At 71.5% G+C, this 22,562-nt stretch carries 21 protein-coding genes; 9 read left to right on the top strand and 12 right to left on the bottom strand.

The genetic code is table 11. The features are described from left to right. The first annotated feature begins 126 nt into the window (after window positions 1–126). The 3 genes from SGA01_RS17860 to SGA01_RS17870 all read left to right on the top strand — a co-directional run bounded on the left by SGA01_RS17860 (window position 127) and on the right by SGA01_RS17870 (window position 4,038). The gene (locus SGA01_RS17860) at window positions 127–741 is read left to right on the top strand and encodes a nucleotidyltransferase family protein (protein WP_141297482.1); all 615 of its coding nucleotides are present in this window, start codon (window positions 127–129) and stop codon (window positions 739–741) included. A 238-nt stretch (window positions 742–979) separates the two neighbouring features. Further along, window positions 980–2,602, top strand: coding sequence for a malate synthase A (aceB, locus tag SGA01_RS17865; RefSeq protein WP_141297483.1), 1,623 nt, complete (start codon window positions 980–982; stop codon window positions 2,600–2,602). A gap of 281 nt (window positions 2,603–2,883) precedes the next feature. Next, the gene (locus tag SGA01_RS17870; RefSeq protein ID WP_141297484.1) at window positions 2,884–4,038 is read left to right on the top strand and encodes a GDSL-type esterase/lipase family protein; all 1,155 of its coding nucleotides are present in this window, start codon (window positions 2,884–2,886) and stop codon (window positions 4,036–4,038) included. A gap of 15 nt (window positions 4,039–4,053) precedes the next feature. Here the strand turns inward: SGA01_RS17870 and SGA01_RS17875 are convergent, their stop codons facing one another. Together SGA01_RS17875 and SGA01_RS17880 are read right to left on the bottom strand one after the other, a co-directional pair. Next, on the bottom strand, window positions 4,054–5,859 hold the full coding sequence (locus tag SGA01_RS17875) for a hypothetical protein (RefSeq protein WP_141297485.1): 1,806 nt from the start codon (window positions 5,857–5,859) through the stop codon (window positions 4,054–4,056). Window positions 5,860–5,911: 52 nt separating this feature from the next. Next, window positions 5,912–6,832 (bottom strand): fibronectin type III domain-containing protein, encoded by a 921-nt coding sequence (locus SGA01_RS17880; RefSeq protein WP_141297486.1) that lies wholly within the window; start codon window positions 6,830–6,832, stop codon window positions 5,912–5,914. Between the two features lie 182 nt (window positions 6,833–7,014). On the opposite strand from SGA01_RS17880, the gene SGA01_RS17885 reads away from it, so the two are divergent. Beyond that, on the top strand, window positions 7,015–7,593 hold the full coding sequence (locus tag SGA01_RS17885; protein ID WP_141297487.1) for a hypothetical protein: 579 nt from the start codon (window positions 7,015–7,017) through the stop codon (window positions 7,591–7,593). Window positions 7,594–7,630: 37 nt separating this feature from the next. Here the strand turns inward: SGA01_RS17885 and SGA01_RS17890 are convergent, their stop codons facing one another. From SGA01_RS17890 to SGA01_RS17930, 9 genes are all read right to left on the bottom strand, one after another. Beyond that, window positions 7,631–8,278, bottom strand: a complete 648-nt coding sequence (locus SGA01_RS17890) for an aspartate/glutamate racemase family protein (RefSeq protein WP_229917867.1) — start codon at window positions 8,276–8,278, stop codon at window positions 7,631–7,633. A gap of 62 nt (window positions 8,279–8,340) precedes the next feature. After that, the gene (locus SGA01_RS17895) at window positions 8,341–9,690 is read right to left on the bottom strand and encodes a nucleobase:cation symporter-2 family protein (RefSeq protein WP_141297545.1); all 1,350 of its coding nucleotides are present in this window, start codon (window positions 9,688–9,690) and stop codon (window positions 8,341–8,343) included. A 402-nt stretch (window positions 9,691–10,092) separates the two neighbouring features. Continuing rightward, a complete protein-coding gene (locus SGA01_RS17900; protein WP_055640660.1) occupies window positions 10,093–11,481 on the bottom strand; it encodes an 8-oxoguanine deaminase in 1,389 nt (462 codons plus the stop codon). Between the two features lie 48 nt (window positions 11,482–11,529). After that, the gene (locus SGA01_RS17905; protein ID WP_141297488.1) at window positions 11,530–12,936 is read right to left on the bottom strand and encodes a nucleobase:cation symporter-2 family protein; all 1,407 of its coding nucleotides are present in this window, start codon (window positions 12,934–12,936) and stop codon (window positions 11,530–11,532) included. Between the two features lie 72 nt (window positions 12,937–13,008). After that, window positions 13,009–13,932 carry a factor-independent urate hydroxylase gene (pucL, locus tag SGA01_RS17910; protein ID WP_141297489.1) on the bottom strand — a complete coding sequence of 308 codons (924 nt, stop codon included), beginning with the start codon at window positions 13,930–13,932 and terminating at the stop codon, window positions 13,009–13,011. A gap of 5 nt (window positions 13,933–13,937) precedes the next feature. Next, window positions 13,938–14,330, bottom strand: a complete 393-nt coding sequence (uraH, locus tag SGA01_RS17915) for a hydroxyisourate hydrolase (protein ID WP_141297490.1) — start codon at window positions 14,328–14,330, stop codon at window positions 13,938–13,940. Then, window positions 14,327–14,851 carry a 2-oxo-4-hydroxy-4-carboxy-5-ureidoimidazoline decarboxylase gene (uraD, locus tag SGA01_RS17920; protein ID WP_055640664.1) on the bottom strand — a complete coding sequence of 175 codons (525 nt, stop codon included), beginning with the start codon at window positions 14,849–14,851 and terminating at the stop codon, window positions 14,327–14,329. Before uraD ends, uraH begins: the two co-directional genes overlap by 4 nt. 155 nt (window positions 14,852–15,006) lie before the next feature. Beyond that, window positions 15,007–15,345, bottom strand: coding sequence for a helix-turn-helix domain-containing protein (locus SGA01_RS17925; RefSeq protein ID WP_099054471.1), 339 nt, complete (start codon window positions 15,343–15,345; stop codon window positions 15,007–15,009). A gap of 44 nt (window positions 15,346–15,389) precedes the next feature. Further along, window positions 15,390–15,641, bottom strand: a complete 252-nt coding sequence (locus SGA01_RS17930; RefSeq protein ID WP_078627122.1) for a YkoF family thiamine-binding protein — start codon at window positions 15,639–15,641, stop codon at window positions 15,390–15,392. Between the two features lie 140 nt (window positions 15,642–15,781). Between SGA01_RS17930 and SGA01_RS17935 the strand changes: the two genes are divergently transcribed. The 4 genes from SGA01_RS17935 (at window position 15,782) to SGA01_RS17950 (ending at window position 20,340) form a co-directional block, all read left to right on the top strand. Beyond that, a complete protein-coding gene (locus SGA01_RS17935) occupies window positions 15,782–16,615 on the top strand; it encodes a TIM barrel protein (protein ID WP_141297491.1) in 834 nt (277 codons plus the stop codon). Between the two features lie 45 nt (window positions 16,616–16,660). Further along, on the top strand, window positions 16,661–17,551 hold the full coding sequence (locus SGA01_RS17940; protein ID WP_141297492.1) for a 2-hydroxy-3-oxopropionate reductase: 891 nt from the start codon (window positions 16,661–16,663) through the stop codon (window positions 17,549–17,551). A 186-nt stretch (window positions 17,552–17,737) separates the two neighbouring features. Further along, entirely contained in the window at window positions 17,738–19,195 is a 1,458-nt protein-coding gene (locus SGA01_RS17945) for a catalase (RefSeq protein ID WP_141297493.1), read from the top strand. A 479-nt stretch (window positions 19,196–19,674) separates the two neighbouring features. Next, window positions 19,675–20,340, top strand: coding sequence for a GmrSD restriction endonuclease domain-containing protein (locus SGA01_RS17950; RefSeq protein WP_141297494.1), 666 nt, complete (start codon window positions 19,675–19,677; stop codon window positions 20,338–20,340). Here SGA01_RS17950 and SGA01_RS17955 read toward each other — a convergent pair. Next, window positions 20,276–21,532, bottom strand: a complete 1,257-nt coding sequence (locus SGA01_RS17955) for an MFS transporter (protein ID WP_141297495.1) — start codon at window positions 21,530–21,532, stop codon at window positions 20,276–20,278. The genes SGA01_RS17950 and SGA01_RS17955 overlap by 65 nt on opposite strands. A gap of 57 nt (window positions 21,533–21,589) precedes the next feature. Here SGA01_RS17955 and SGA01_RS17960 point away from each other — a divergent pair, with 57 nt between their 5' ends. Continuing rightward, window positions 21,590–22,561, top strand: coding sequence for an ArsR/SmtB family transcription factor (locus SGA01_RS17960; RefSeq protein WP_141297496.1), 972 nt, complete (start codon window positions 21,590–21,592; stop codon window positions 22,559–22,561). The last annotated feature ends 1 nt before the right edge of the window (window position 22,562 follow it).

Genomic DNA, 22,562 nt, shown 5'->3' on the forward strand with positions numbered 1-22,562 from the left:
CCCCCGGACGGCGGTCGGGCGCCGTGAGTCGCGGGCCAGTTAACTCCTTCGCCACCCCGGCGCGCCACCCTTGGTGGACGGAATTCAGGCGACCGTGTGATTCCGCCCATGCGGTATGCAGTCCCCATGACAGCTGCAGAAGATCGAACCCCCGTCGTCGCCGGACTGGTGCTCGCCGCCGGGGGCGGGAGGCGCCTCGGGGGGCGCCCCAAGGCCTTGCTCACGCACCGGGGGCGGCCACTGGTCGAGCATGCCGTGGGGGTGCTGCGCGGGGCCGGGTGCGAGGTGGTGCACGTGGTGCTGGGGGCGGCGGCCGATGCCGTACGGGAGCGGGCGGAACTGCCCGGGTGCGTGCTGGTGGACAACCCGGAGTGGGCGGAGGGGATGGGTTCCTCGCTGCGGGCCGGGCTCGCCTCGCTGGCGGCCGACCCGCACGGAGTGGACGCGGCGCTCGTCCTGCTGGTCGACCAGCCGGGGATCGGGGTGGAGGCGGTGTCCCGGGTCCGGGCGGCGTACGGCTCACGGGATTCGCTGGCGGCCGCCTCGTACGACGGAGAGCGGGGCCATCCGGTGCTGTTCGGCGCCGGGCACTGGGCAGGTATCGAGGAGAAGGCGGTGGGCGACCGGGGCGCGCGGGACTACCTGGCGGCGCACCGGGATGCGATCACCCCGGTGGACTGTTCGGATGTGGCCGAGCCCTACGACATCGACACGGAGGCGGATCTGGCCCACCTGGAGTGAACGGCGGGGCACGGGGCGTGGCACGCAGCGCCACGTTGTGTCGATCCAGAGAATCTCGACATCAACAAACCATTGAACTTCCACCATGAGGAAACTAGTATCCACTGTTCAGAAGCGCCTGCCAGTTCCGGAGGCGCTCGCGGCCGTATCCCGGCGCCCGAGGCACTCCGTGCCGTCCCGCGGCGCCCGGCGGCCGCCTGGCACCGCCCGTGAAGTTCGCTGAAGGAAGTGACAGTTCATGTCCGCACCAGCGCCGTCCCCCCTGGCCGTCGTCGATGCCGAGCCCCTGCCGCGTCAGGAGGAAGTGCTGACCGAGGCCGCCCTGGCCTTCGTCGCCGAACTGCACCGGCGGTTCACTCCGCGCCGGGACGAGCTCCTCGCCCGCCGGGCGGAGCGTCGCGCCGAGATCGCCCGTACGTCCACCCTGGACTTCCTCCCGGAGACCGCCGCGATCCGCGCCGACGACTCCTGGAAGGTCGCGCCGGCCCCGGCGGCCCTGAACGACCGCCGTGTCGAGATCACCGGCCCGACCGACCGCAAGATGACGATCAACGCGCTCAACTCCGGCGCCCGCGTCTGGCTCGCCGACTTCGAGGACGCCTCCGCGCCGACCTGGGAGAACGTGATCCTCGGTCAGGTCAACCTGATCGACGCGTACAACCGGAACATCGACTTCACGGACACGAGGTCGGGCAAGTCGTACGCCCTCAAGCCCGCCGGCGAGCTGGCCACGGTCGTCATGCGCCCGCGCGGCTGGCACCTGGAGGAGCGTCACCTGACCTTCGACGGACGCCCGGTGCCCGGCGCGCTCGTCGACTTCGGCCTGTACTTCTTCCACAACGCCCAGCGTCTGATCGACCTCGGCAAGGGCCCGTACTTCTACCTCCCGAAGACGGAGTCGCACCTGGAGGCCCGCCTCTGGAACGACATCTTCGTCTTCGCCCAGGACTACGTCGGCATCCCGCAGGGCACCGTCCGCGCCACGGTCCTCATCGAGACCATCACGGCCGCGTACGAGATGGAGGAGATCCTCTACGAGCTCCGCGACCACGCCGCCGGCCTGAACGCGGGCCGCTGGGACTACCTCTTCTCCATCGTCAAGAACTTCCGTGACGGCGGCGCCAAGTTCGTCCTCCCGGACCGCAACGCGGTCACGATGACGGCACCGTTCATGCGCGCGTACACCGAACTCCTCGTCCGCACCTGCCACAAGCGCGGTGCGCACGCGATCGGCGGCATGGCGGCCTTCATCCCGTCCCGCAAGGACGCCGACGTCAACAAGGTCGCCTTCGAGAAGGTCAAGGCCGACAAGGACCGCGAGGCCGGCGACGGCTTCGACGGCTCCTGGGTCGCGCACCCCGACCTGGTCCCGATCGCGATGGCCTCCTTCGACGCCGTCCTCGGCGAGAAGCCGAACCAGAAGGACCGCCTCCGCGAGGACGTCTCCGTGGCGCCCGGCGACCTGATCGCGATCGACTCGCTCGACGCGCGGCCCACCTACGACGGCCTGGTCAGCGCCGTGCAGGTCGGCATCCGCTACATCGAGGCGTGGCTGCGCGGCCTCGGCGCCGTCGCCATCTTCAACCTGATGGAGGACGCCGCCACGGCCGAGATCTCGCGCTCGCAGATCTGGCAGTGGATCAACGCCGGTGTCGTCTTCGAGAACGGGAAGACGGCGACCCCGGAGCTGGCCCGCGAGGTCGCCACCGAGGTGCTCGCCGCGATCCGCGCGGAGATCGGCGAGGAGGCCTTCGCGGCCGGCAAGTGGCAGCAGGCGCACGACCTGCTCCTGCACGTCTCCCTCGACGCGGACTACGCGGACTTCCTGACGCTCCCCGCCTACGAGCAGCTGGTCGGCTGACCCGCAGAAGAACCGGCTGGTCCGGCTGCCCGCACAGCTGCCGAACAGCTCCCCGCACGACGTACCGCACAGGGCTCGGCCCCGGTGTCCGCACGGACACCGGGGCCGAGCCCTGTCGTGTTGCCCGTCACCGAACCCCTGGCGCCCCACAGGTGACGTGACGCAACCGAGATATGCAGCTACCTAGCGGTAACAAGCCAGGGCGTGCGAGATTCCGCCATGCCACCGGCCGGCGGCTGTCCCCCACGTCACTGCGTACCGCATACCGCAGGAGCACAGCCATGTCTTCGACCCCCCACCGTGCGCTGCGCGCACTCCTGGCTCTGTGTACCGCCGCCGGGCTCGCCTCTGTCGCCGCTCCGTCCGCCCACGCCGCCGCCTCCTCCCCCGGCACCGGCCCCACCGCCGTCGTCGCCATGGGCGACAGCTACATCTCCGGCGAGGCCGGGCGCTGGCTGGGCAACAGCCTGACCAACTCCGGCAACCGCACCGGCACCGACCGCGCCTGGACGGGCAGCGGATACGACCCGTCCCGGGTGTACGGAGCCACCGCGGGCGGCTGCCACCGCTCGGACACCTCCGAGGTGAAGAGCGCCGGACCGATCGCCTCCTCCCTGATCAACCTCGCCTGCTCCGGGGCGACCACGAAGAACGTCGTCCGGGCCTCCCAGGGCGGCCAGGCCTACAAGGGCGAGGCCCCGCAGGCCGACCAGCTGGCGGCCGTGGCCGCCTCGCACGACGTCGAGCTCATCGCGCTCTCCATCGGCGGCAACGACCTCGGCTTCGCCGACATCATCGCCACCTGCGCGAAGGACTACATCGTCTGGTACTCGTACTGCCACGACGACCAGCAGACCGAGGTCGACGCGAGGATCGACGGCGTGATGGCGGACGTCGGCCGCTCGGTCGACGAGATCCGGGCCGTGATGACGGGCGCGGGCTACTCCTCGTCGGACTACCGGATCGTCCTCCAGTCGTACCCCTCCCCCATCCCGCGCGCCGCCGAGAACCGCTACGCGGAGAGCGGCTGGGCCCGTACCAACACCGGCGGCTGCCCGTTCTGGAACGCGGACGCCGACTGGGCGCGGGACTCGCTGGTCCCGCAGCTCGCGAACCGGCTGAAGGGCGTCGCGGCGGCCAAGGGCGTGCAGTTCATGGACCTGCGGGACGCCCTCCAGGGCCGCGAGGTCTGCGCGAAGGCGAGCAAGCAGGTCACGTCGACCGTGCCGGCGTCCGCGACGACGAGCGAGTGGGCGCGCTGGATCGACAGCCAGAGCACCCAGGGCCTGGTCCAGGAGTCGATGCACCCGAACGCCTACGGCCAGCAGGCCCTGGGCCGCTGCCTCGCCCTCGTCCACGCCCGGCCCACCGGGAACCACAGCTGCAAGAACACGGCGGGGTCGGGAGCCTCGGGGATGTACCTCACCGCGGGGTGAGGCCCGGGCCCCGCTTCACGGCGAGGTGACGCCGACGATGCCGAGGGGGCCGAGGACCCGGGCCGTCTCGTGGCGGTCCGCCTCGGTCATCGCCTTGACCAGGGCGGCCGAGCCGCCGGGCCAGGCGGCCGCCGCCGCGTCGAAGGCGGCGCGGCGGGACTCCAGGGGCCCCTTCTTGCCGGGCAGTCCGTCGAGGATGTGCAGCGCACGCGCCGAGGTGGGGACCTGGAGGTGGTCCGCCCGCTCGCCCCTGGCCCGCAGGACGTCGTGGGCGTACTCGCCGACCACGGGGTCGCGCAGGGCTCCCCGGAGGGCCTCGGCCGGGGCGGAGGACGTGTCGAGGAGGGCGAGGAGACCGCGGGCGGCGGCCGCGTCGGCGGTGCCCGCGTGGGCGGTGCCGAGGGCGGCGAGCAGCTGGGACCAGGCATCGGCGGTGTCCGCGCGCGCGTGCAGCCAGTCGGCGAGGACGCGCGCGGCGCAGGGCACGGGCCAGCCGGTGGCGGCGGCGACCACGGTCCGCGCGGCCCAGGCGGCCGTCTCGGCCGTGTCGGGGGCGGCGATGCCGCGCACGCCGAGGAGGTAGCGCAGGACGCCGGCGCCGCGCGGGGTCGGGCCGAAGGCGTCGCCGGCGCGGAAGAGGAGACCGGTGGTGGCCAGCCGGTCGACGATCGCGGCGAGGTCGCGGGCGGGTCCGGTGAGGCGTTCCCGGTCGGCCTCCGTCAGCTCGGGGGCGCCCAGGAGCCGTACGAGCTCCTCCGGCGGCGGGGTCGTGTACGCGGCGGGGGCCTCGTCCGGCACCGGCACGGGCAGGTCCTCCACGGCCGGGTCGACGGTCCAGTCCTCGTACTCGGCGGCCTTGCGGGCGACGGAATCGGCGGAGCAGCCGCGTTGGTAGACGACGTACAGCAGGTGCGCCGCCTCGCCGCTGTAGGGCCCGCCCTCCTCGGCGATGGCCTCGACGGCGGCGGCGAGCGCGTCGGCGTCCTCCTCGACGGCCCCCGGCCCGCTCGGCGCCTCGACGGCGGGCGGCGGGGGCACGGGGGCGGTGGTGTCGCCGTAGTAGTCGAGGTGCTCGCCGAGGAGGGCGTCGGCGAGGACGAGGTGGGGGAAGGCGTCGGGGCCGGGGGCGAAGCGGGCGTACGGTCCGGCCAGCTGTTCGGCGAGCCCGGCGGCGGTCCACCGGTCGAGGAGCGCGGCGGCCACCTGCCCGATCCCGGTGGCGACGTCGTGGTCGCTGAGGAGCGGCCCGGCGGTCGGGGCGGTTTCGGCGTCGCGTACGTACGCCCGGGTGAGCGCCTCGGCGAGCAGGACGTCGGCGAGGGCCGTGCGGCCCATCAGATCGGCCCGTCGCACGCCGTCGGGGAGCGGCGCGCCGTCGAGGGCGGCGAGGCGGCGGCGTACGTCGTCGGGGTCGGCGAGGTCGGTGCCGCAGGCCCGCAGCAGGGAGGCGTACCAGCGGTGCCAGGTGAGGTTTCCGGGGTCGTTCATGGCGCGCTCGAAGTCGGGTGCGGCCTCCGCGACGACGGCGACGACCCGCTCGCCCCGCCCTCCGTCGAACCGGGCGGCGAGCGCCCCGATCACGGCCGGATACGCGCCGAGGTCCCCGGGCGCCGCGTACACGAACGCCGGAAGGTCCTCCACGAGGAGGTGCCGGACGAGCCCGGGCGTCGGCTCGGGCAGCCCGCTCCCCCGGTCCGCCCCGCGCAGGGCGAGCAGTCCCAGGACCGCTTCGGCGGCACGCGTGAAGACGGGGTCGCGGCGCTCGGGCGTTCCGTCGAGGAAGCTGTCGAGCCCGGTGTTGGTGAGAACGGTCTCGGCCACGCTTCCCAGGGTAATTCCGGGGAGGAGATTCCGGGCATGCGAGACATCCGGGTCAGCGCACCACCACCACGCGGGGCGCCGAGAAGTCACCCCAGGTGCCGTCGGGAAGTTGGGCGCGGAGGGTGACGGTGTAGCGGGTGCCCGGGGGGTCCTGGACGGGGAAGGTGTAGGTGGCGCGGGCCGGGGGTGGGGTGGTGCCCCAGACGATGGTGGTGGCGAGGCGGCCGTTCAGGTGGAGTTGGTGGTGGGTGACGGGGGCTCCGGTGTCCGGCGGGGTCCAGGTGAGAGTGATCTCGCCGCCGGCGGCCATGGCGGTGAGCTCCTCGGGCGCGGTGTTCGGGGGTGCACCGGGCGCGGGGGCGGTGGTGAGCTCGACGCGGGGACCGTCCGGGGAGGAGTTCTCGGCGGCGTCGCGGGCGCGGACCGTGAACGCGTAGGCGGTGCCGGGGCGCAGGCCGGTGACGTGGGCGGTGGTGGCGGTGCCGGGGGCGGAGTGGATGCGGGTGTCGGCCTGGTAGACGTCGTACGCGGTGACACGGGTGTCGTCGCGGGACGGGGTCCAGGTGAGGGTTGCGGCGCGGCTGCCGTCGGCGATGGCGCGGAGCGTCCTCGGGGCGGTGGGGGGCGTGCGGTCCTCGGTGTCCGCGGGGAGGGTGGTCGCGGTGACGGTGGCGCTGGGGGGCGAGGCGTTTCCTGCGGCGTCGCGGGCGCGGACGGTGAAGGCGTGCCGGGTGGCGGGCGCGAGGCCGACGACGTCGGTCATCAGGGTGGTGGCGGGGAGGTCCTTGATCTTGCGCCCCTCGCGGTAGACGGCGTAGCCGGTGACGGCCCGGTCGTCGGTGGCGGCGCTCCACATGACGTGGACGGTGCTCGCGCTGCCGGCGGTGGCGGTGACCCCGGTCGGGACGGTCGGGGCGACGGTGTCCTCCGGCGGGGGTCCCGGGGCACCCGAGCAGGCGGAGAGCGTAAGCATCAGGATGGTCAACAGGCTTGCGGCGAGCGGGCGTTGCACGGGAAGCCCTCCGTCCGTCGAAAAGGTCCAGACCTATATCGCACAGGCGGGCCGACCCCGGCAAGAGGGTGCGCCGGAGGGCGTTGTCAGTGGCGTCCGCTTCACTGGAATCGTCACGCTCCGTAGTCGATCCAGGGGGAATCATGACGGACCGTACGACCTATGTGACGCTCGCCGGTGTGCGCGGCCGCGGCTGGACCGACTCGATGGTCCGGGACCTGCTCGGCTCGCCCGACGTGCAGGGCCGCGATCCGCGCCGCTGGTCCCTCGCGCCCGTGCGGCTCTATCTCCTGGTCCGGGTGGAGACGGTGGAGCGGACGGCCGAGTTCGCCGCGGCCTCCCTGCTGTCGAAGGCCCGGTCCGCGGCCGCCGGGATGTACGCGGAGCGGCGGCGGGCCGCCGTGCTCACCGCGATCCGGGCCGCGCCGATCGAGGTGCCGCTGCTCCCCGGCCCCGAGCTGGAGCGGCGGGCCGTCCGCCACCGGCACCTGCTGGGCGCGCGGGGCCCCGGCGACGCCCCTCGGGGGGCGCTCGTGCGGTGGCAGGTGAGCTATCTGCGGCAGGCCCTCGCGCGGTACGAGTCGCTGCTCGACGGGTTGTACGGGGAGACCGGCCGCGGGGACGCCGAGCGGCTGCTGCGGCGGCGGCTGTACGAGGCGATCGCCGCCGCATACCCGGCGCTGGCCCAGGAGTGCCTGCGGCGGATCGCGGTGGAGGGGTGAAGGAGGGAGCCGTGCGGAGTGCGGCGCTGAGGAAGGGTCAGTCCGTCGCCGGCAGGCGGGTGAGGGCGCGGCAGGCCGCCGGGATCGGGGCGACGACCTCGACCGCGCACCGCGCGCGCAGCGCCTCGGCGGCCTCGCCGAGCGGGCCGCCGCCGATGACGACGGCGCGCGCCCCGTCCCGTTCGACGCAGGCCCGGACCGCGCGCTCCAGCCGGTCGAGGAGCAACACGGGGTCGGCGGAGAGGCGTTCGGGGGCGCCGGCGGTGAGCCGGATGCCCGTGTACCGGGCGGCGAGGCCGAGGGCCGCCACCCGCTCGGCGATGGCGTCGGCGAGGAGCGGCGTGGTGGTGGCGACGCCGAACGGCCTGCCGCCGGCGGCAGCCTCCAGGAGGGCCGCCTCGCCGAGTCCCGCCACGGGCAGACCGGTCGCGGCCCGCAGCGCGTCCAGGCCGGGGTCGCCGAAGGCGCCGACGAGGAGCGCCGCACAGTCGCCCTCGGCGGCGGCCCGGAGTCCGGCGGCGAGCACCTCGGGGGCGGCGGCGCGCAGGGCGGCGGGGTCGGTCAGCATGAGCGGGCCCCGGGCCACGGTGACGCCCCGGACCGGGAGGGCCTGCCCCAGGGTCCGCCGGGCGATCGCGGTCATCATCGCGGTCGTCGCCGTGGAGGTGTTGGGGTTGATCAGCACGACGGCCCCGGGCCCCGCGGCGTGCGCGGGGACCGGGGCTGACGGTGGGGCGACGAGCGGGTTCAGTGGACGTGCGCCGCCTTCGCCGTGGCGCTGCCGGAGATGTCCTCGCCCGGCTCCATCGGTGCGGTGACCTGGTCGTCGTCCTTGCCGCTGCCCAGGTGGTTGAAGACCACGTTGAGCAGGACGGCCGCGACACAGCCGGTGGAGATGCCGGAGTCCAGGATGATCTTCGCGGTCTCCGGGAAGGCGTGGTAGAACTCCGGCGCCGTGATCGGGATGATGCCGACGGCCAGCGAGACGGCCACGATCAGCACGTTGTTGTCCTTCTCCAGGCCGGCCTTGACCAGGGTCTGGATGCCGCTGGCAGCGACCGAGCCGAAGAGGACGACGCCCGCGCCGCCGAGGACCGGCCGGGGCACGACCGAGATCAGCGAGGCGGCGACCGGGGACAGCCCCATCAGGACCAGGAAGCCACCGCCGCAGGCCACGACGAAGCGGCTGCGGATCCTGGTCATGGCGACCAGACCGATGTTCTGGGCGAAGGCGCTGCACATGAAGCCGTTGAAGAGGGGGCTGATGGCGGAGCCGAGGGTGTCGGCGCGCAGGCCGGCCGCGATGGTCTTCTCGTCGGCAGGACGGTCCACGATCTCGCCGAGCGCCAGCATGTCGGCGGTCGACTCGGTCATGGAGACCAGCATGACCACGCACATGGAGATGATCGCGGCGAGCGCGAACTGCGGGGCGCCGAAGTGGAACGGGGACGGGAAGCCGACGATGTCCGCCTCGGTCACCGGGGAGAAGTCGGTGACCCCGAACGGTATGGCGATGAGCGTGCCGATGACGAGGCCGACCAGGACGGCGACCTGCTTGAGGAAGCCGCGGGTGAAGCGGCGCAGCAGCAGCACCACGACGAGCGTGATGGCGGCGAGCGAGAGGAAGGTCGTCGAACCGTAGTCCTCGGCCTTGGGGTTGGGCCCCTGGGCCCAGCCGAAGGCGACCGGGAGGAGGGAGACACCGATGAGGGTGATCACCGTGCCGGTGACGACCGGCGGGAAGAACCGCACGAGCCGGGAGAACCAGGGGGCGGCGAGGAATCCGAGCAGTCCGGCGACGATGATCGCGCCGAAGATGACGGGCAGGGCGTCGGACTTGTCGTCGGTCGTGTCGACGATCGCGAGCATCGGGGCGACGCCGGCGAACGTGACACCGTTGACGAACGGGAGCCGGGCGCCGATCTTCCAGATCCCGAGCGTCTGGAGGAAGGTCGCGAGACCGGCGGTGAAGAGACTCGCGCCGGTCAGGAAGGTGAGTTCGGTGCCGGAGAGGCCGACGGCCGCTCCGACGATCAGGGGCGGGGCGACGACGCCCGCGTACATGGCGGCCACGTGCTGGAGGCCGCTGGTAGCCATCTTCAGTGGGGGCAGCGTCTCGTCGACCGGATGCTTCTCACGGTCTTCGGGGGCGGAGCCGGTGTCTTGTGCATTGCGAACCTGGGGCTTGGCGGCCACGGCGGTTCCTCCGGTCGGTTACACGTCGGCGGTGACGCGGGGTTCAGGGAGGTGGTGCGATGCGGTGCTAAGTACAGGAGGTGCGGCTCGTTGCGAAGTGCTGGGGTGGAGCGGGTGCGCGCGGGGAGGAGGCGCTGCGCGGGGACGGGTGCCCGGATGGGGGTGGGGGCGTGGTTCACCTTCCCGGGAGGTGCCGTACGTCTTCTTCGTACGGCACCTCCCGGTCGGGCTGCCGCGAACCCCGCTCGGGTCCGCGGCGACCGACCGAGGGCCGTCCCCCTCGGTCGGACTCCATGGGGAGGGTCAGCTCTGGGCCGTGATACGGGCCAGGCGCTGCGCCTCCGCGCGCGCGTCGCGCGCGATCTGCTCCTCGTCGGCGAACAGCAGTCGGTTGTTCTCGACGATCTGCTTGCCGTTGACGAAGGAGGCGGTGACCGGGGCCGCGGCGCCGAAGACGATCGCGGTGACCGGGTCGGCGATCGAGGAGTGGCCGAGGCCGTCGATCTTCCAGAGGACGAAGTCGGCGAGCTTGCCGGCTTCGAGGGAGCCGATGTTGTCGGCGCGGCCGAGGACCTGCGCACCGCCGTAGGTGCCGAGGCGCAGGGCCTGGCGGGCGTTGAGCGCGGCCTCGCGGTGGGCGCCGAGTCGGTTGATGAGGAGCGCGTTGCGCAGCTCGGTGTGGAGCTCGCCGGACTCGTTGGACGCGGTGCCGTCGACGCCGAGGCCGACCGGCACGCCCGCCTTCAGCATGTCCGGTACGCGGGCGATGCCGGCGGCGAGGCGCGCGTTGGAGGAGGGACAGTGCGCCACACCCGTGCCGGTGCGGGCGAAGGCGGCGATGTCGGAGTCGTTCATGTGGACGCAGTGCGCCATCCACACGTCCTCGCCGAGGAAGCCGGTGGACTCGAAGTAGTCCGTCGGGCCCATGCCGAAGAGCTCGTGGCAGAACTTCTCCTCCTCCACGGTCTCCGAGCCGTGGGTGTGCATGCGCACCCCGAGCCGGCGGGCCAGCTCGGCACCCTGCTTGAGGAGCTGGGTGGAGATGGAGAAGGGGGAGCAGGGGGCGACGGCCACCTGGGTCATCGCGTCGAAGGAGGCGTCGTGGAACTTCCTGACGGTCTCCTCGGTCGCGGCGAGCGCGCCCTCGGTGGTCTCGACGGCGAAGTCGGGCGGCAGGAAGCCGTCCTTCTCGCTCATGTCCATCGAGCCGCGGGCGAGGGTGAAGCGGACGCCCATGTCGGAGGCGGCGCCGATGATGGCGCCGGACAGGTCACCGGAGTTCTTCGGGTAGACGTAGTGGTGGTCCATGGCGGTGGTGACACCACCGCGGGCCATCATCGCCAGGGAGCCCTGGGCGGCCACGCGGACCATCGACTCGTCGATGCGCGACCAGGTCGGGTAGAGCGCGACCAGCCAGTTGAAGAGGTTGTGGTCGGTGGCCAGGCCCCGGGTGATCCACTGGTAGAAGTGGTGGTGGGTGTTGACCAGACCGGGCGTCACCAGATGACCGGTGGCGTCGATCCGGCGGACCACGTTCTCCAGGCCCTCGGGCGCCTTGCCGGCACCGATGGACTCGATCCTGTTGTCGGCGACGACGAGGTAGCCGGAGGCGTACTCGGTGTCGTTCGCGTCGACGGTCGCGATCGCCGCGTTCTCGATGACGATGCGCTGGGCTGCCGAAGGTGCTGCCATGGCGGTGCTTCCTTCATTCCTCGGGGGTGGTGTGGGCACGGCAGGACCCTAGGAGGATTTGAGTGCCGGAGCCGCGTGACGGCTCCGGGTGCCGAGATGGTGAAAGAACAGGTTGAGCAGGACGGCGACGAGCGCGCCCGCGCTGATGCCGGATCCGAGCACGGTCTGCGCCCAGGCCGGGAAGTCGGCGTAGAAGGTGGGGGCGGCGAGCGGGATGATGCCCGCTCCGAGCGCCACGGCCACCAGGATGATGTTGGAGCTGTCGTCGAGCCCGGCTTCCGACAGGGTGCGGATGCCGCTGACCGCGATCGAGCCGAAGAGCACGATGCCGGCGCCGCCGAGGACGGGCATCGGGACCATCGACACGACCGCGCCGAGGACCGGGAAGGTGCCGAGGACCAGCAGGGCGCCGCCGGCGACGGCGACGACGTACCGGGAGCGGACCCGGGTCAGCGAGACGACGCCGACGTTCTGGGCGAAGGCCGAGGTCGGGAAGCCGCCGAAGACGGAGCCGATCAGGGTCGCGATGCCGTCGGTGCGCAGGCCCCGGGTGATGGTCTGCCCGTCGCTGCGGCGGTCGCAGATCTCGCCGAGGGCGAGCATGCCGGCGCTGGACTCGGTCATGAGCACCAGCATCACGATGCACAGGGAGAGGATCGCGGCGGGCTGGAACTCGGGGGCGCCGAAGGCGAAGGGGGTGGGCAGGGCCGCGAGGGGCGCCTCGCGCAGGGCCGTGAAGTCGGCCATCCCGAAGGGGATCGCGGCGAGCGTGCCGATGAAGAGGCCGAGCAGGAGGGCGATCTGCTTGACGAAGCCCTTGCCGAAGCGCTGGAACAGCAGGACGACGACGAGGGTGAAGCCGGCGAGCGCCAGGTACTTCATGGCGCCGAAGTCGGCGGCGTGCTTGTCGCCGCCCTGGGCCCAGCCGACGGGCACGGGCATCAGGGTGACCCCGATGAGGGTGATGACGACGCCGGTGACGAGCGGCGGGAAGAAGCGCAGGAGCTTGCCGAAGAAGGGTCCGACGGCGAGGCAGAACACTCCGGCGACCAGCACCGCGCCGTAGATGGCGGGGAGTTGGTGTCCGGGGGAGCTGGTCTCGGCGATGGCGAGCATCGGAGTGATGCCTGCCGAGGAGGCGGCGTTGACGAACGGGAGCCGGTTGCCGGCGAAGGTCCGGATGCCGAGGGTCTGCAGGATCGTGGCACAGCCGGCGATGAGCAGGCTGGCGGCGATGAGCCGGGTCATCCCGGCCGTGTCCAGGCCGACGGCCTGGCCGATGATCAGCGGAGGGGTGACGACGCCCGCGTACATGGCGGCGATGTGCTGGAGTGCCGCGGGGACGAGCCGCGAGGCGGGAAGCTTTTCGTCCACCGGATGGACCTGGTGGGTGGTGTCCGGCGGGGTGGAACACGGGCCTTCGGCGTGCGCCGGCCCCTTTGCGGGCTGTGCCATGAGAATCCCTCCGGTCCGGTGCGCCGGTCCCGCCCGACTGCGGGCGGGCGGGACCGGTGACGCGGATGGCGCTTAGAGGTTGGTCATGTCGACCGGGATCTGCGCCGTCGCTCCGTCACGGAGGACGGTGGCCTCGATGAGGCCGTACATGCGGTCGGCGGCGTAGTAGACCTCGTTGTCGTTCTTCAGGCCGAAGGGCTCGAGGTCGACCAGGAAGTGGTGCTTGTTCGGGAGCGAGAAGCGGACTTCGTCGATCTCCGAGCGGTGGTTGATGATGCGCGTGGCCATCTGGTACAGCGTCTGCTGGAGGGAGTACGAGTACGTCTCCGAGAAGGCCTCGAGCATGTGCTTGCGGGTCTGCTCGTAGGACCGCTCCCAGTTGGGCATGCGCTGGTCGTCGTCGGTCCAGTTGAAGCGCCACCGGCTGGAGACCTGGGTGGCCAGGATGCGGTCGTACGCCTCCTGGAGCGTCGTGTACTGGTCCTTGATGTAGCCCCAGAACTCCGAGTTGGTGGAGTTCATGACGACGAGGTCCTTGAGGCCGGAGATGACCTCCCACTTCTCGCCGTCGTAGGTGACCTGGGTGACCCGGGTCTCCTGGCCCTTGCGGGCGAAGGAGTGGTTGACCTCTTCGGCGCCGATGAACTTGGAGTTGGCGTCCGAGGAGGCGATGCGCTCCCAGGAGTACTCCTCGATCCGGATGCGCGCCCGCTTGATCGGCTCCTGGCTCGTCACGAAGTGACGGGCGAGGTGGATGCCGAACTGCTCGGCGGACTCGATGCCGTACTCCTTGGCGAACGCGAAGACGGTGTTCTTCGTCGTGTCGGTGGGGAGGCAGTGGGCGTTGGAGCCGGTGAGGTGGACGTCGTCGAGGTCGCCGGAGAGGGCGACGGAGACGTTCAGGTCCTTGATGTGGTGGGTGTCGCCGTCCCGCGTGATCTTGACGACGCGGTTCTCTGCTTTGCCGTACTGGTTCTGGCCGAGAATCGTGGGCATGTCTGCTAGCTCCCTCGGTAAACGGAGTAGCCGAACGGGTTGAGCAGCAGCGGTACGTGATAGTGCTCGCCCGGCTTGACGGCGAACGTGATCGCCACCTCCGGGAAGAACGCACCGCTGTCCCTTACGCGGGGGGCGTCCTGCTGCGCCTCGGCTTGCTTCTTCTTGGCGAAGTACGTCTCGGTCTCGAAGTCGAGACGCACGTGGGTGGTTTCTTCCGGCAGGGCCGGCAGGTCCTTGCAGCGCCCGTCGGCGTCGGTGGCGGAGCCTCCGAGCGCGACCCACTCGGCGTCGGATCCGCTGCGGGCCGCGAGCGTGATGGTCACGCCCTCGGCCGGGCGGCCGATGCTGGTGTCCAGGATGTGGGTGGACACCGAGGCCGTGGTGTCGGTGCTCATGCGGAGTTCTCTTCCTCGGAGGTCTCTACGAGACGGGTCAGCCGGATGCGGTTGATCTTGCCCAGTTCGGTGCGGACGATCTCCCGCTCCTCCTCGGGCGAGTTGCCGATCCGCTCACGGACCGCGTCGCGCATCTGCTCGCCGGTCCTGCCGGTGGCGCAGATGAGGAAGACATGACCGAACTTGTCCTGGTAGGCCAGGTTGAGTTCGAGCATCTCGGTCTTGAGCTCCGCGGAGGCGCCGGCCATCCCGCTCTGTTCGCGGGAGGAGGTCGGGTCCCCGGCCTTCGGACGACCGATCGGCGGGTGGCCCGCCATCGCGTCGGCCAGATCCTCGGCGGTCAGCTCCGCCATGGCGGCGTCGCTGGCGAGGAAGAGGGCTTCGGCGGTGGCGTACGGGCGCTGGGCGAGCAGTTTGCTCCCCCACGCCGAGCTGGAGCACACCTCGTGGAGCGTGGCGAGGGCCTCGCTGTCCGCCGAGGTGTTGAACCGGGTGAGACCCGGTGTCGTACCTGAAGTCACGGGAAGCCTCCGTGGCTGTTTTTCGCTGTGCGTCGGACGGGCTGCGGATAGCTAACGCCCTCCGCAACACGACGTCAACACTTTGTTGAAAAGTCGGCCACACAAAAGCCGTCGTCCCGACATCTGGACGACGGCTTTCGGCCACACAAGATCAACTAGCTGCCCTCGGAGGCCTTTTCCCTGTTCAGGGCGGTCTCTCTGTTCAGGTAGTTGTACACGGTGAAGCGGCTGACACCCAGCGCCCCCGCCACCGTCTCCACCCCATGGCGCACCGAGAAGGCACCGCGTGCCTCCAGATGACGCACCGCTTCCTGCTTCGCCTTGCGGTCGAGTTCGGCCAGCGGCATCCCGTGCCGTCTTTCCATCGCCGCGAGGATGTGGTCCAGCGAATCCGAGAGCTGCGGCAGCCGTACGGCGAGCACGTCCTCCCCCTCCCAGGAGAGGACGACGTCGTCGGCTTCCGCCTGCGCGGGGACCAGCAGCTCCGCGCCCATGGCGTCGACCAGCGGCTTCACTGCCGCGACCAGCGGGTGTTCGGTCACTTCTCGCCCTCCCCGATCACATTCACCTGGAGCGAGACCCGGGTGGCGCCCGCCGCGAGCGATCTGCGCAGCAGCGCGTCGACCGCGGTGAGCACCTCGTCGGCACCGCCTTCCGCGGTGTTGCCGAAGGGGCCGACGTCGACCGCGTCCAGTTCGGCCGACTGGATGACCTCTCGGGCCACGACCGCGTGCGCCGGCGCCTCGTCGAGGTCGAACGGCTCGGTCGTGAACTCCACTCTCAAACGCACCATGGACCCAAAGTACGGCCCCGCTCCGGCGCGCGGGAGCCCCGGACCTGCGGGGACCTCTTGACAACTGAGGCAACCCCCTTGCAACATTCCGTCAGACAGAAACTTACTTCCGCGATACGGAAGGAGCGCCGCCCCTCATGGGATACACGGACCAGCGCTTCGATGTGAACCTGTCGATCCTCTTCACGGAACTCCCGCTCCTGGAGCGCCCCGCGGCCGCCGCCGCGGCGGGCTTCACCGCGGTCGAGCTGTGGTGGCCCTGGATCGACACCGCCACCCCCGAGCAGAGCGAGCTCGACGCCCTCAAGAAAGCTCTTGAGGACGCCGGCACCCAGCTGGTGGGTCTGAACTTCTACGCCGGACAGCTCCCCGGCCCGGACCGCGGCGCGGTCTCGGTGCCCGGTGAGGAGTCCGAGCGCTTCCGGGCCAACATCGACATCGCCGCGGACTTCGCCGCCTCGGTCGGCTGCAAGGCGCTCAACGCGCTCTACGGCAACCGCGTCGAGGGCGTCGACCCGGCGATCCAGGACACCCTCGCCCTGGAGAACCTGGTCCTGGCCGCCCGGGCCGCCGACCGCGTCGGCGCGATCCTCCTGATCGAGACCCTCAACAAGCCGGAGTCGCCGCTCTACCCGCTGGTGAGCGCCCCCTCCGCGATCGAGGTCGTCGACAAGGTCAACGAGGCGACCGGGCTCGGCAACGCCAAGTTCCTCCTCGACATCTACCACCTGTCGATGAACGGCGAGGACGTCAGCCAGGTCATCGCGGAGTACGCGGCCAAGACCGGCCACGTCCAGATCGCGGACAACCCGGGCCGCGGCGCGCCGGGCACCGGCGAGCTCCCCCTGGAGCGGCTCCTCGACGAGCTCAAGAAGGCCGGTTACGACGGCTGGGTCGGCCTGGAGTACAAGGCCGCCGACGCCGCCGCTTCCTTCGAGTGGCTCCCGGCCGAGGCCCGCCCGGCCCGCTGACCAGCGACTCCTCCCCCGTACCACCAGTTTTTGAGAGGCACCCTCATGAGCAACCTCCCCAAGATCGCTTGGATCGGCCTCGGCATCATGGGCTCCCCCATGTCCGAGAACCTGATCAAGGCCGGCTACTCCGTCACCGGCTTCACGCTGGAGCAGGACAAGCTGGACCGCCTCACCGCGGCCGGCGGCACCTCCGCCTCCTCGATCGCCGAGGCCGTGAAGGACGCCGACGTCGTCATCACGATGGTGCCGGCCTCCCCGCAGGTCGAGGCCATCTCCTACGGCCCCGCGGGCATCCTGGAGAACGCCAAGCAGGGCGCGCTGATCGTCGACATGTCGTCGATCACCCCGCAGACCTCGGTCGACCTCGCCAAGAACGCCGCCGAGAAGGGCATCCGCGTCATCGACGCCCCGGTGTCCGGCGGCGAGGCCGGCGCGATCGAGGCCGTGCTCTCGATCATGGTCGGTGGCGAGCAGGCCGACTTCGACGAGGCCCTCCCGATCCTGGAGACCCTCGGCAAGACCATCGTGCTCTGCGGCCCGCACGGCTCCGGCCAGACGGTGAAGGCCGCCAACCAGCTCATCGTCGCGGTCAACATCCAGGCCTGCGCCGAGGCCGTCGTCTTCCTCGAGAAGTCCGGCGTGAACCTCCAGGCCGCCCTGGACGTCCTCAACGGCGGTCTGGCCGGCTCCACGGTCCTGACCCGCAAGAAGGACAACTTCCTGAACCGGGACTTCAAGCCCGGCTTCCGGATCGACCTCCACCACAAGGACATGGGCATCGTCACCGACGCCGCCCGCAACGTCGGCGCGGCCCTCCCCGTCGGCGCTGTCGTCGCCCAGCTCGTCGCCTCCCTGCGCGCTCAGGGTGACGGCGGCCTGGACCACTCGGCCCTGCTGCGCGCCGTCGAGCGCCTCTCCGGCCAGCAGGTCTGATCCCACGCCCCTTCACCGGGGCCCCTGAATTCCGGCCGGCGGTGGCGCTGACACCTGTCCTGTCGCGCCCAGGCGTCACCGCCGGCCGGAACACCACACTTCATTTTCAACAAACTGTTGACGTTACGTTCGAGCCGAATTTACGCTCCTCGGACCGTCAGCAGAGCTCCCGTACGGAAGGTCACGATGTCGAAGCGCGTGCTTACGACCGAGTCCGGCGCCCCCGTCGCCGACAACCAGAACTCCGCCACCGCCGGCGTCGGTGGCCCCATCCTGCTCCAGGACCAGCACCTCCTCGAGAAGCTCGCGCGCTTCAACCGTGAGCGGATCCCGGAGCGCGTGGTGCACGCCCGCGGTTCCGGTGCGTACGGCTACTTCGAGGTGACCGACGACGTCACCGCGTACACCAAGGCGGACTTCCTCGGCGAGGTCGGCAAGAAGACCGAGACCTTCCTCCGCTTCTCCACCGTGGCCGACTCGCTCGGCGGCGCGGACGCGGTGCGCGACCCCCGCGGTTTCGCCCTGAAGTTCTACACCGAAGAGGGCAACTACGACCTCGTCGGCAACAACACCCCGGTGTTCTTCATCAAGGACCCGATCAAGTTCCCCGACTTCATCCACTCCCAGAAGCGCGACCCCTTCACGGGCAAGCAGGAGGCGGACAACGTCTGGGACTTCTGGGCGCACGCCCCCGAGGCGACGCACCAGATCACCTGGCTCATGGGCGACCGCGGCATCCCCGCCTCGTACCGCCACATGAACGGCTACGGCTCGCACACCTACCAGTGGACCAACGAGGCGGGCGAGGCCTTCTTCGTCAAGTACCACTTCAAGACGAACCAGGGCATCCGCAGTCTCTCCGCCGACCAGGCCGCCGAGCTCGTCGGCAAGGACGCGAACTCGCACCAGACCGACCTGCTCCAGGCCATCGAGCGCGGTGTGAACCCGAGCTGGACCCTCTACGTCCAGGTCATGCCCGCCGCCGAGGCCGCGGACTACCGCTTCAACCCGTTCGACCTCACCAAGGTGTGGCCGCACAGCGACTACCCGCTGCAGCGCGTGGGCCGCCTGGTCCTCGACCGCAACCCGGAGAACGTCTTCGCCGAGGTCGAGCAGGCCGCCTTCTCCCCGAACAACTTCGTCCCGGGCATCGGTCCCTCGCCGGACAAGATGCTCCAGGGCCGCCTCTTCGCCTACGCGGACGCCCACCGCTACCGCCTGGGCGTGAACCACACCCTGCTGCCGGTCAACGCCCCCAAGGCCACGACCGCGCAGAACTACGGCCGCGACGGCACCATGGCGCTGCGCAACGGTTCGCGCCACGACAAGAACTACGAGCCCAACTCGTACCAGGGCCCGGCCCAGACCGACGCCGCGCTCTCCGCGCCGCTCGCGATCCACGGCTGGACCGGCACCCACGAGGCGCCCGCCCACACCAAGGACGACGACTTCTTCCAGGCCGGCGAGCTCTACCGCCTGATGTCCGAGGACGAGAAGAAGCGCCTGATCGCCAACATCGCCGGCGGTCTCTCCCAGGTGTCCCGCGAGGACGTCATCGAGAAGAACCTCGCGCACTTCGCCGCCGCCGACGCGGACTACGGCAAGCGCGTGGAAGAGGCGGTCCGCGCCCTGCGCGAGGACTGAGCCTCCAGCACCACCCAGACTGCGTAAGGCACCTGACGGGAGGTCAGTGCCCTACGCGGTCCGGATCGCCGGCCCGGATGAGGGGTGGTCGGCGGACCGGACAAGCGTGAGGACCGCGGCGGCGTCGAGCCAGTGCGGTGGTAAGGGCGTCGGGCCCTCTTCTTGACCTGAAAGAAGAGGACAACCGGCACGCCCGTCGCCGCCGCCGCGGTCCTATCGCCCAGCCCCTCCCCCCGGGGGCCCCACAGACTCCGTCCGGCGGCGCGAACGTCCTGTCGCGCCAGCCTCGTGCCGTCGGACGGGCACAACGGGAGAGCGTGGAACCAGGTTTACGGTCCCTGGTTCCACGCTCTTCTTCGTATGTACGGGCGTACGGGCGCCCAGCGCATCGTTTCTGCGGTGAAGATCCGCACCCGCTCGGAGGAACGCACCGCGATTCTCGCCCCGTGCGCCCCACGGCCGGCGCTATCCACTGGTACATGATCAAGAACCTGATGCGCGGTCTCGCGCCGCTCGCCCTGATCCTGTCCCCGCTCGCCGTCCCCTCCCCCGCGCTCTCCGCCGGCGTCATCCTCTTCCCCGACGCGCTCGCCGAACTCACCGAGGCCTCCGAGGACCCCGACGGCTACAAGGAGTCGGCCTTCGCCCACTGGAACCAGGGTCTCGACGCCGCGGACGGCTGCGACACCCGCTCCGAGGTCCTCATCGCCGAAGCGGAGGACGCACCGAAGTCCGGCAAGGACTGCGCACTGACCGAGGGCCGGTGGACCTCGTACTACGACGGCCAGAGCGTCACCGACCCGGCCGCGCTCCGCGTCGACCACGTCGTCGCGCTGGAGGAGGCCTGGCAGTCGGGCGCCTCCGGCTGGACGGCGGCCCGGCGCGAGCAGTACGCCAACGACCAGGGTGCCGCCGCCACGCTCGTCGCCGTCACCGCCCGCAGCCAGAGGGAGAAGGCGGGACGCGACCCCGCCGAGTGGGTGCCCGCCGAGGACTCCCGCTACTGCCGCTACGTCGGCGAGTGGGTGAGCACCAAGCTGCGCTGGGGCCTCTCCGTCGACAAGGACGAGATGGAGGCGCTCAAGCTGTTCGCCGACGGCCCGTGCGAGCAGACGGTCGTGATGCGCTCGACGGCGCCTCGGTAGGAAGTGCCGGCGTCTCGGTAGGAAGCGCCGGCCCGTCGGTCCTTCGGTCGGCCCCGGCGAGTGCCAGGGTCACGGTGAGCGAGGCGAGGGCGAGCAGCACCATCGCCGTGCGCGGTGACGTGAACTGCGCGAGGCTGCCCGCGAGCGCCGCGCTCACCCCCTGGAAGGCCAGCATCCCGGAGGTGTGCAGCCCCAGCGCGTGACCGCTCAGCTCCGCCGGCACCAGGGCCATCAGCCGCTCCTGGTGCAGCAGGCTCGCCCCGTACCCGACGGCCGAGACGGTCACGAGGGCGAGCGCCAGGGGCAGCCCCGGGTCGAGGGCGAAGAGCAGGAACGGGGCCGCGAGCAGCGCCTGGAGCGGGAAGCGGATCCGTTCGCGCAGCCGTGCCGGGACGAAGCGGCCGACGGCCGCGTCCCCGGTCAGCATCCCGAGCGCGCCGCAGGCGAAAAGGAGCCCGGCGCGCTCGGGGGCGTACGGCACGAAGAGCGACTCGCAGCCGACGACGAGACCGTTGGGCACCCACAGGGCGAGGTAGCAGCGGCGGCGGGCGGGCGAGGAGAGCAGGCGCCGGTTGGTGCGCCAGGTCTCGCCGACCGAGGGGCGGCCGGTCGCGCGGGGCGGCCTCGCCCCGAGGCCGAGCCGGGCGAGGAGTGCGGCGGCCAGGTAGAGCCCCGCGCCCACGAGGATGGTGCCGCGCGGCGAGAGCAGGGCGACCAGGGCACCGCCGGTGGCGAAGCCGACGATCTGGCAGATGCCGACGGACATGTTCGTCACCGAGCGCCCGAGGAGGTAGTCCTCGCGGGCGAGGATCTCGTTCAGGAGCCCGTGGCGCACCCCTCCGCCGAGCGAGGCCGCGAGCCCTTCGGCGAGCAGGATCGCGAAGACCGCCCAGGTCGGCAGCCCGGGGACGGCCAGCACGACGGTCCCCAGGGCGAAGAAGAGCGCGATCCCTGCGAGCGTGGCGCGCGGCGGCAGCCGGTCGGCGGCCGAGAGCAGCGTGGTGGCGCCGATCAGCTGGGCGAGCGAGGGCCCGAAGAGTGCGAGGGCGGAGAGGAGCGGGGAGCCGGTCGCGCGGAAGACGAGCGTGGCGAGCCCGAGCCCGACGACCGTCTGGGCGGCGGTGTGGGCGGAGCCGGTGAGGAAGAGCGGAGTGAACTCGGGGGTACGGAAGAGGTCGCGGTAGCGGGGCATGCGGGGAGTCTCGGCGAGCGCCTCGACGGTCGGTAATGTTTCGCGGGGAGGCGAAACATGGGCTGGTGGCAGATCGGCACGGACACCCTGGCGGGGAGCGGGTTCGTGATCTCGCCGCTCGCCGAGACGGTCGCCTCGCTCAAGACCCTGCACGCCTCGGCGTCGACGCACCCGGGCGAGCGTGCCTGGCTCGACCGGCATCTGCCCGCGTACCGCGAGCGGCTCGCGGCCGAGCCGCTCGACGCGCGGCTGGTGCGGGCGGCCATCGGCCCCACCTGGAACGCCGACTTCCTCACCCCCACACCGGTGGGCGACCGCGAGCGGTCCTTCGAGGAGGAGGTCGAGGCGGTCCTCGCGACCGAACCGGCCGACGCCGTCGACCAGTTGGCGGTGGCGATCGGCGGCCCGGTGCCGGAGCCGCTGCGCTCGGCGCGCGACCTGCCGGAACGGCTCGCGGGTGTGCTCGGCTGGGTGTGGCGGGAGACGGTGCTGCCGGAGTGGGCGCGGCGGCGGCGGATCCTGGAGGCGGACGTGACGGCGCGGACGGCCCGCCTGGGCCGGGACGGCTGGGCGGCGGCGCTCGACGAGCTGTGCCCGGGCAAGATGCGCTGGCTCGGCGACGGACGGCTCCAGGTCAACACCCGTGACTATCCGGCGCGTTCGTTCGTCCAGGGGCGGCTGCTGCTCGTGCCGGTGACGCCGGGCACCGGCTGGGTGTCGTGGGAGGGGACCGTGCGGAGCGCGATCGTCTATCCCTGTGCGGGAGTTCTGGCCGACACGGCGGGTCCGGCCGTGCCCGAGGCGCTCGGCACCCTGCTCGGACCGGCACGCGCCGGCGTGCTCGTACGGCTCGGATCGCCGCTGTCCACCAGCCAGTTGGTGGCGCTGACCGGGCAGGGCCTCGGCTCGGTGGGCCGGCACCTGAAGGTGCTGCGGGACGCCGGGCTCGTACGACGGGGACGGGCGGGCCGCTCGGTGCTGTACGAGTGGACGGACGCGGGCGCTGTGCTCGTACGGGCACAGCGCTGAG

The sequence above is a fragment of the Streptomyces gardneri genome (assembly GCF_006539185.1).
In the GTDB taxonomy this organism is placed as follows: Bacteria; Actinomycetota; Actinomycetes; order Streptomycetales; family Streptomycetaceae; genus Streptomyces; species Streptomyces gardneri.

Coding starts and splice junctions, on each gene's coding strand:
- SGA01_RS17860 (WP_141297482.1), top strand. CDS start 127: ATGACAGCTGCAGAAGATCGAACCCCCGTCGTCGCCGGACTGGTGCTC.
- aceB (WP_141297483.1), top strand. CDS start 980: ATGTCCGCACCAGCGCCGTCCCCCCTGGCCGTCGTCGATGCCGAGCCC.
- SGA01_RS17870 (WP_141297484.1), top strand. CDS start 2,884: ATGTCTTCGACCCCCCACCGTGCGCTGCGCGCACTCCTGGCTCTGTGT.
- SGA01_RS17880 (WP_141297486.1), bottom strand. CDS start 6,832: ATGCTTACGCTCTCCGCCTGCTCGGGTGCCCCGGGACCCCCGCCGGAG.
- SGA01_RS17885 (WP_141297487.1), top strand. CDS start 7,015: ATGACGGACCGTACGACCTATGTGACGCTCGCCGGTGTGCGCGGCCGC.
- SGA01_RS17895 (WP_141297545.1), bottom strand. CDS start 9,690: ATGGCTACCAGCGGCCTCCAGCACGTGGCCGCCATGTACGCGGGCGTC.
- SGA01_RS17900 (WP_055640660.1), bottom strand. CDS start 11,481: ATGGCAGCACCTTCGGCAGCCCAGCGCATCGTCATCGAGAACGCGGCG.
- SGA01_RS17905 (WP_141297488.1), bottom strand. CDS start 12,936: ATGGCACAGCCCGCAAAGGGGCCGGCGCACGCCGAAGGCCCGTGTTCC.
- pucL (WP_141297489.1), bottom strand. CDS start 13,932: ATGCCCACGATTCTCGGCCAGAACCAGTACGGCAAAGCAGAGAACCGC.
- uraH (WP_141297490.1), bottom strand. CDS start 14,330: ATGAGCACCGACACCACGGCCTCGGTGTCCACCCACATCCTGGACACC.
- SGA01_RS17925 (WP_099054471.1), bottom strand. CDS start 15,345: ATGGGCGCGGAGCTGCTGGTCCCCGCGCAGGCGGAAGCCGACGACGTC.
- SGA01_RS17935 (WP_141297491.1), top strand. CDS start 15,782: ATGGGATACACGGACCAGCGCTTCGATGTGAACCTGTCGATCCTCTTC.
- SGA01_RS17940 (WP_141297492.1), top strand. CDS start 16,661: ATGAGCAACCTCCCCAAGATCGCTTGGATCGGCCTCGGCATCATGGGC.
- SGA01_RS17945 (WP_141297493.1), top strand. CDS start 17,738: ATGTCGAAGCGCGTGCTTACGACCGAGTCCGGCGCCCCCGTCGCCGAC.
- SGA01_RS17950 (WP_141297494.1), top strand. CDS start 19,675: ATGATCAAGAACCTGATGCGCGGTCTCGCGCCGCTCGCCCTGATCCTG.
- SGA01_RS17955 (WP_141297495.1), bottom strand. CDS start 21,532: ATGCCCCGCTACCGCGACCTCTTCCGTACCCCCGAGTTCACTCCGCTC.
- SGA01_RS17960 (WP_141297496.1), top strand. CDS start 21,590: ATGGGCTGGTGGCAGATCGGCACGGACACCCTGGCGGGGAGCGGGTTC.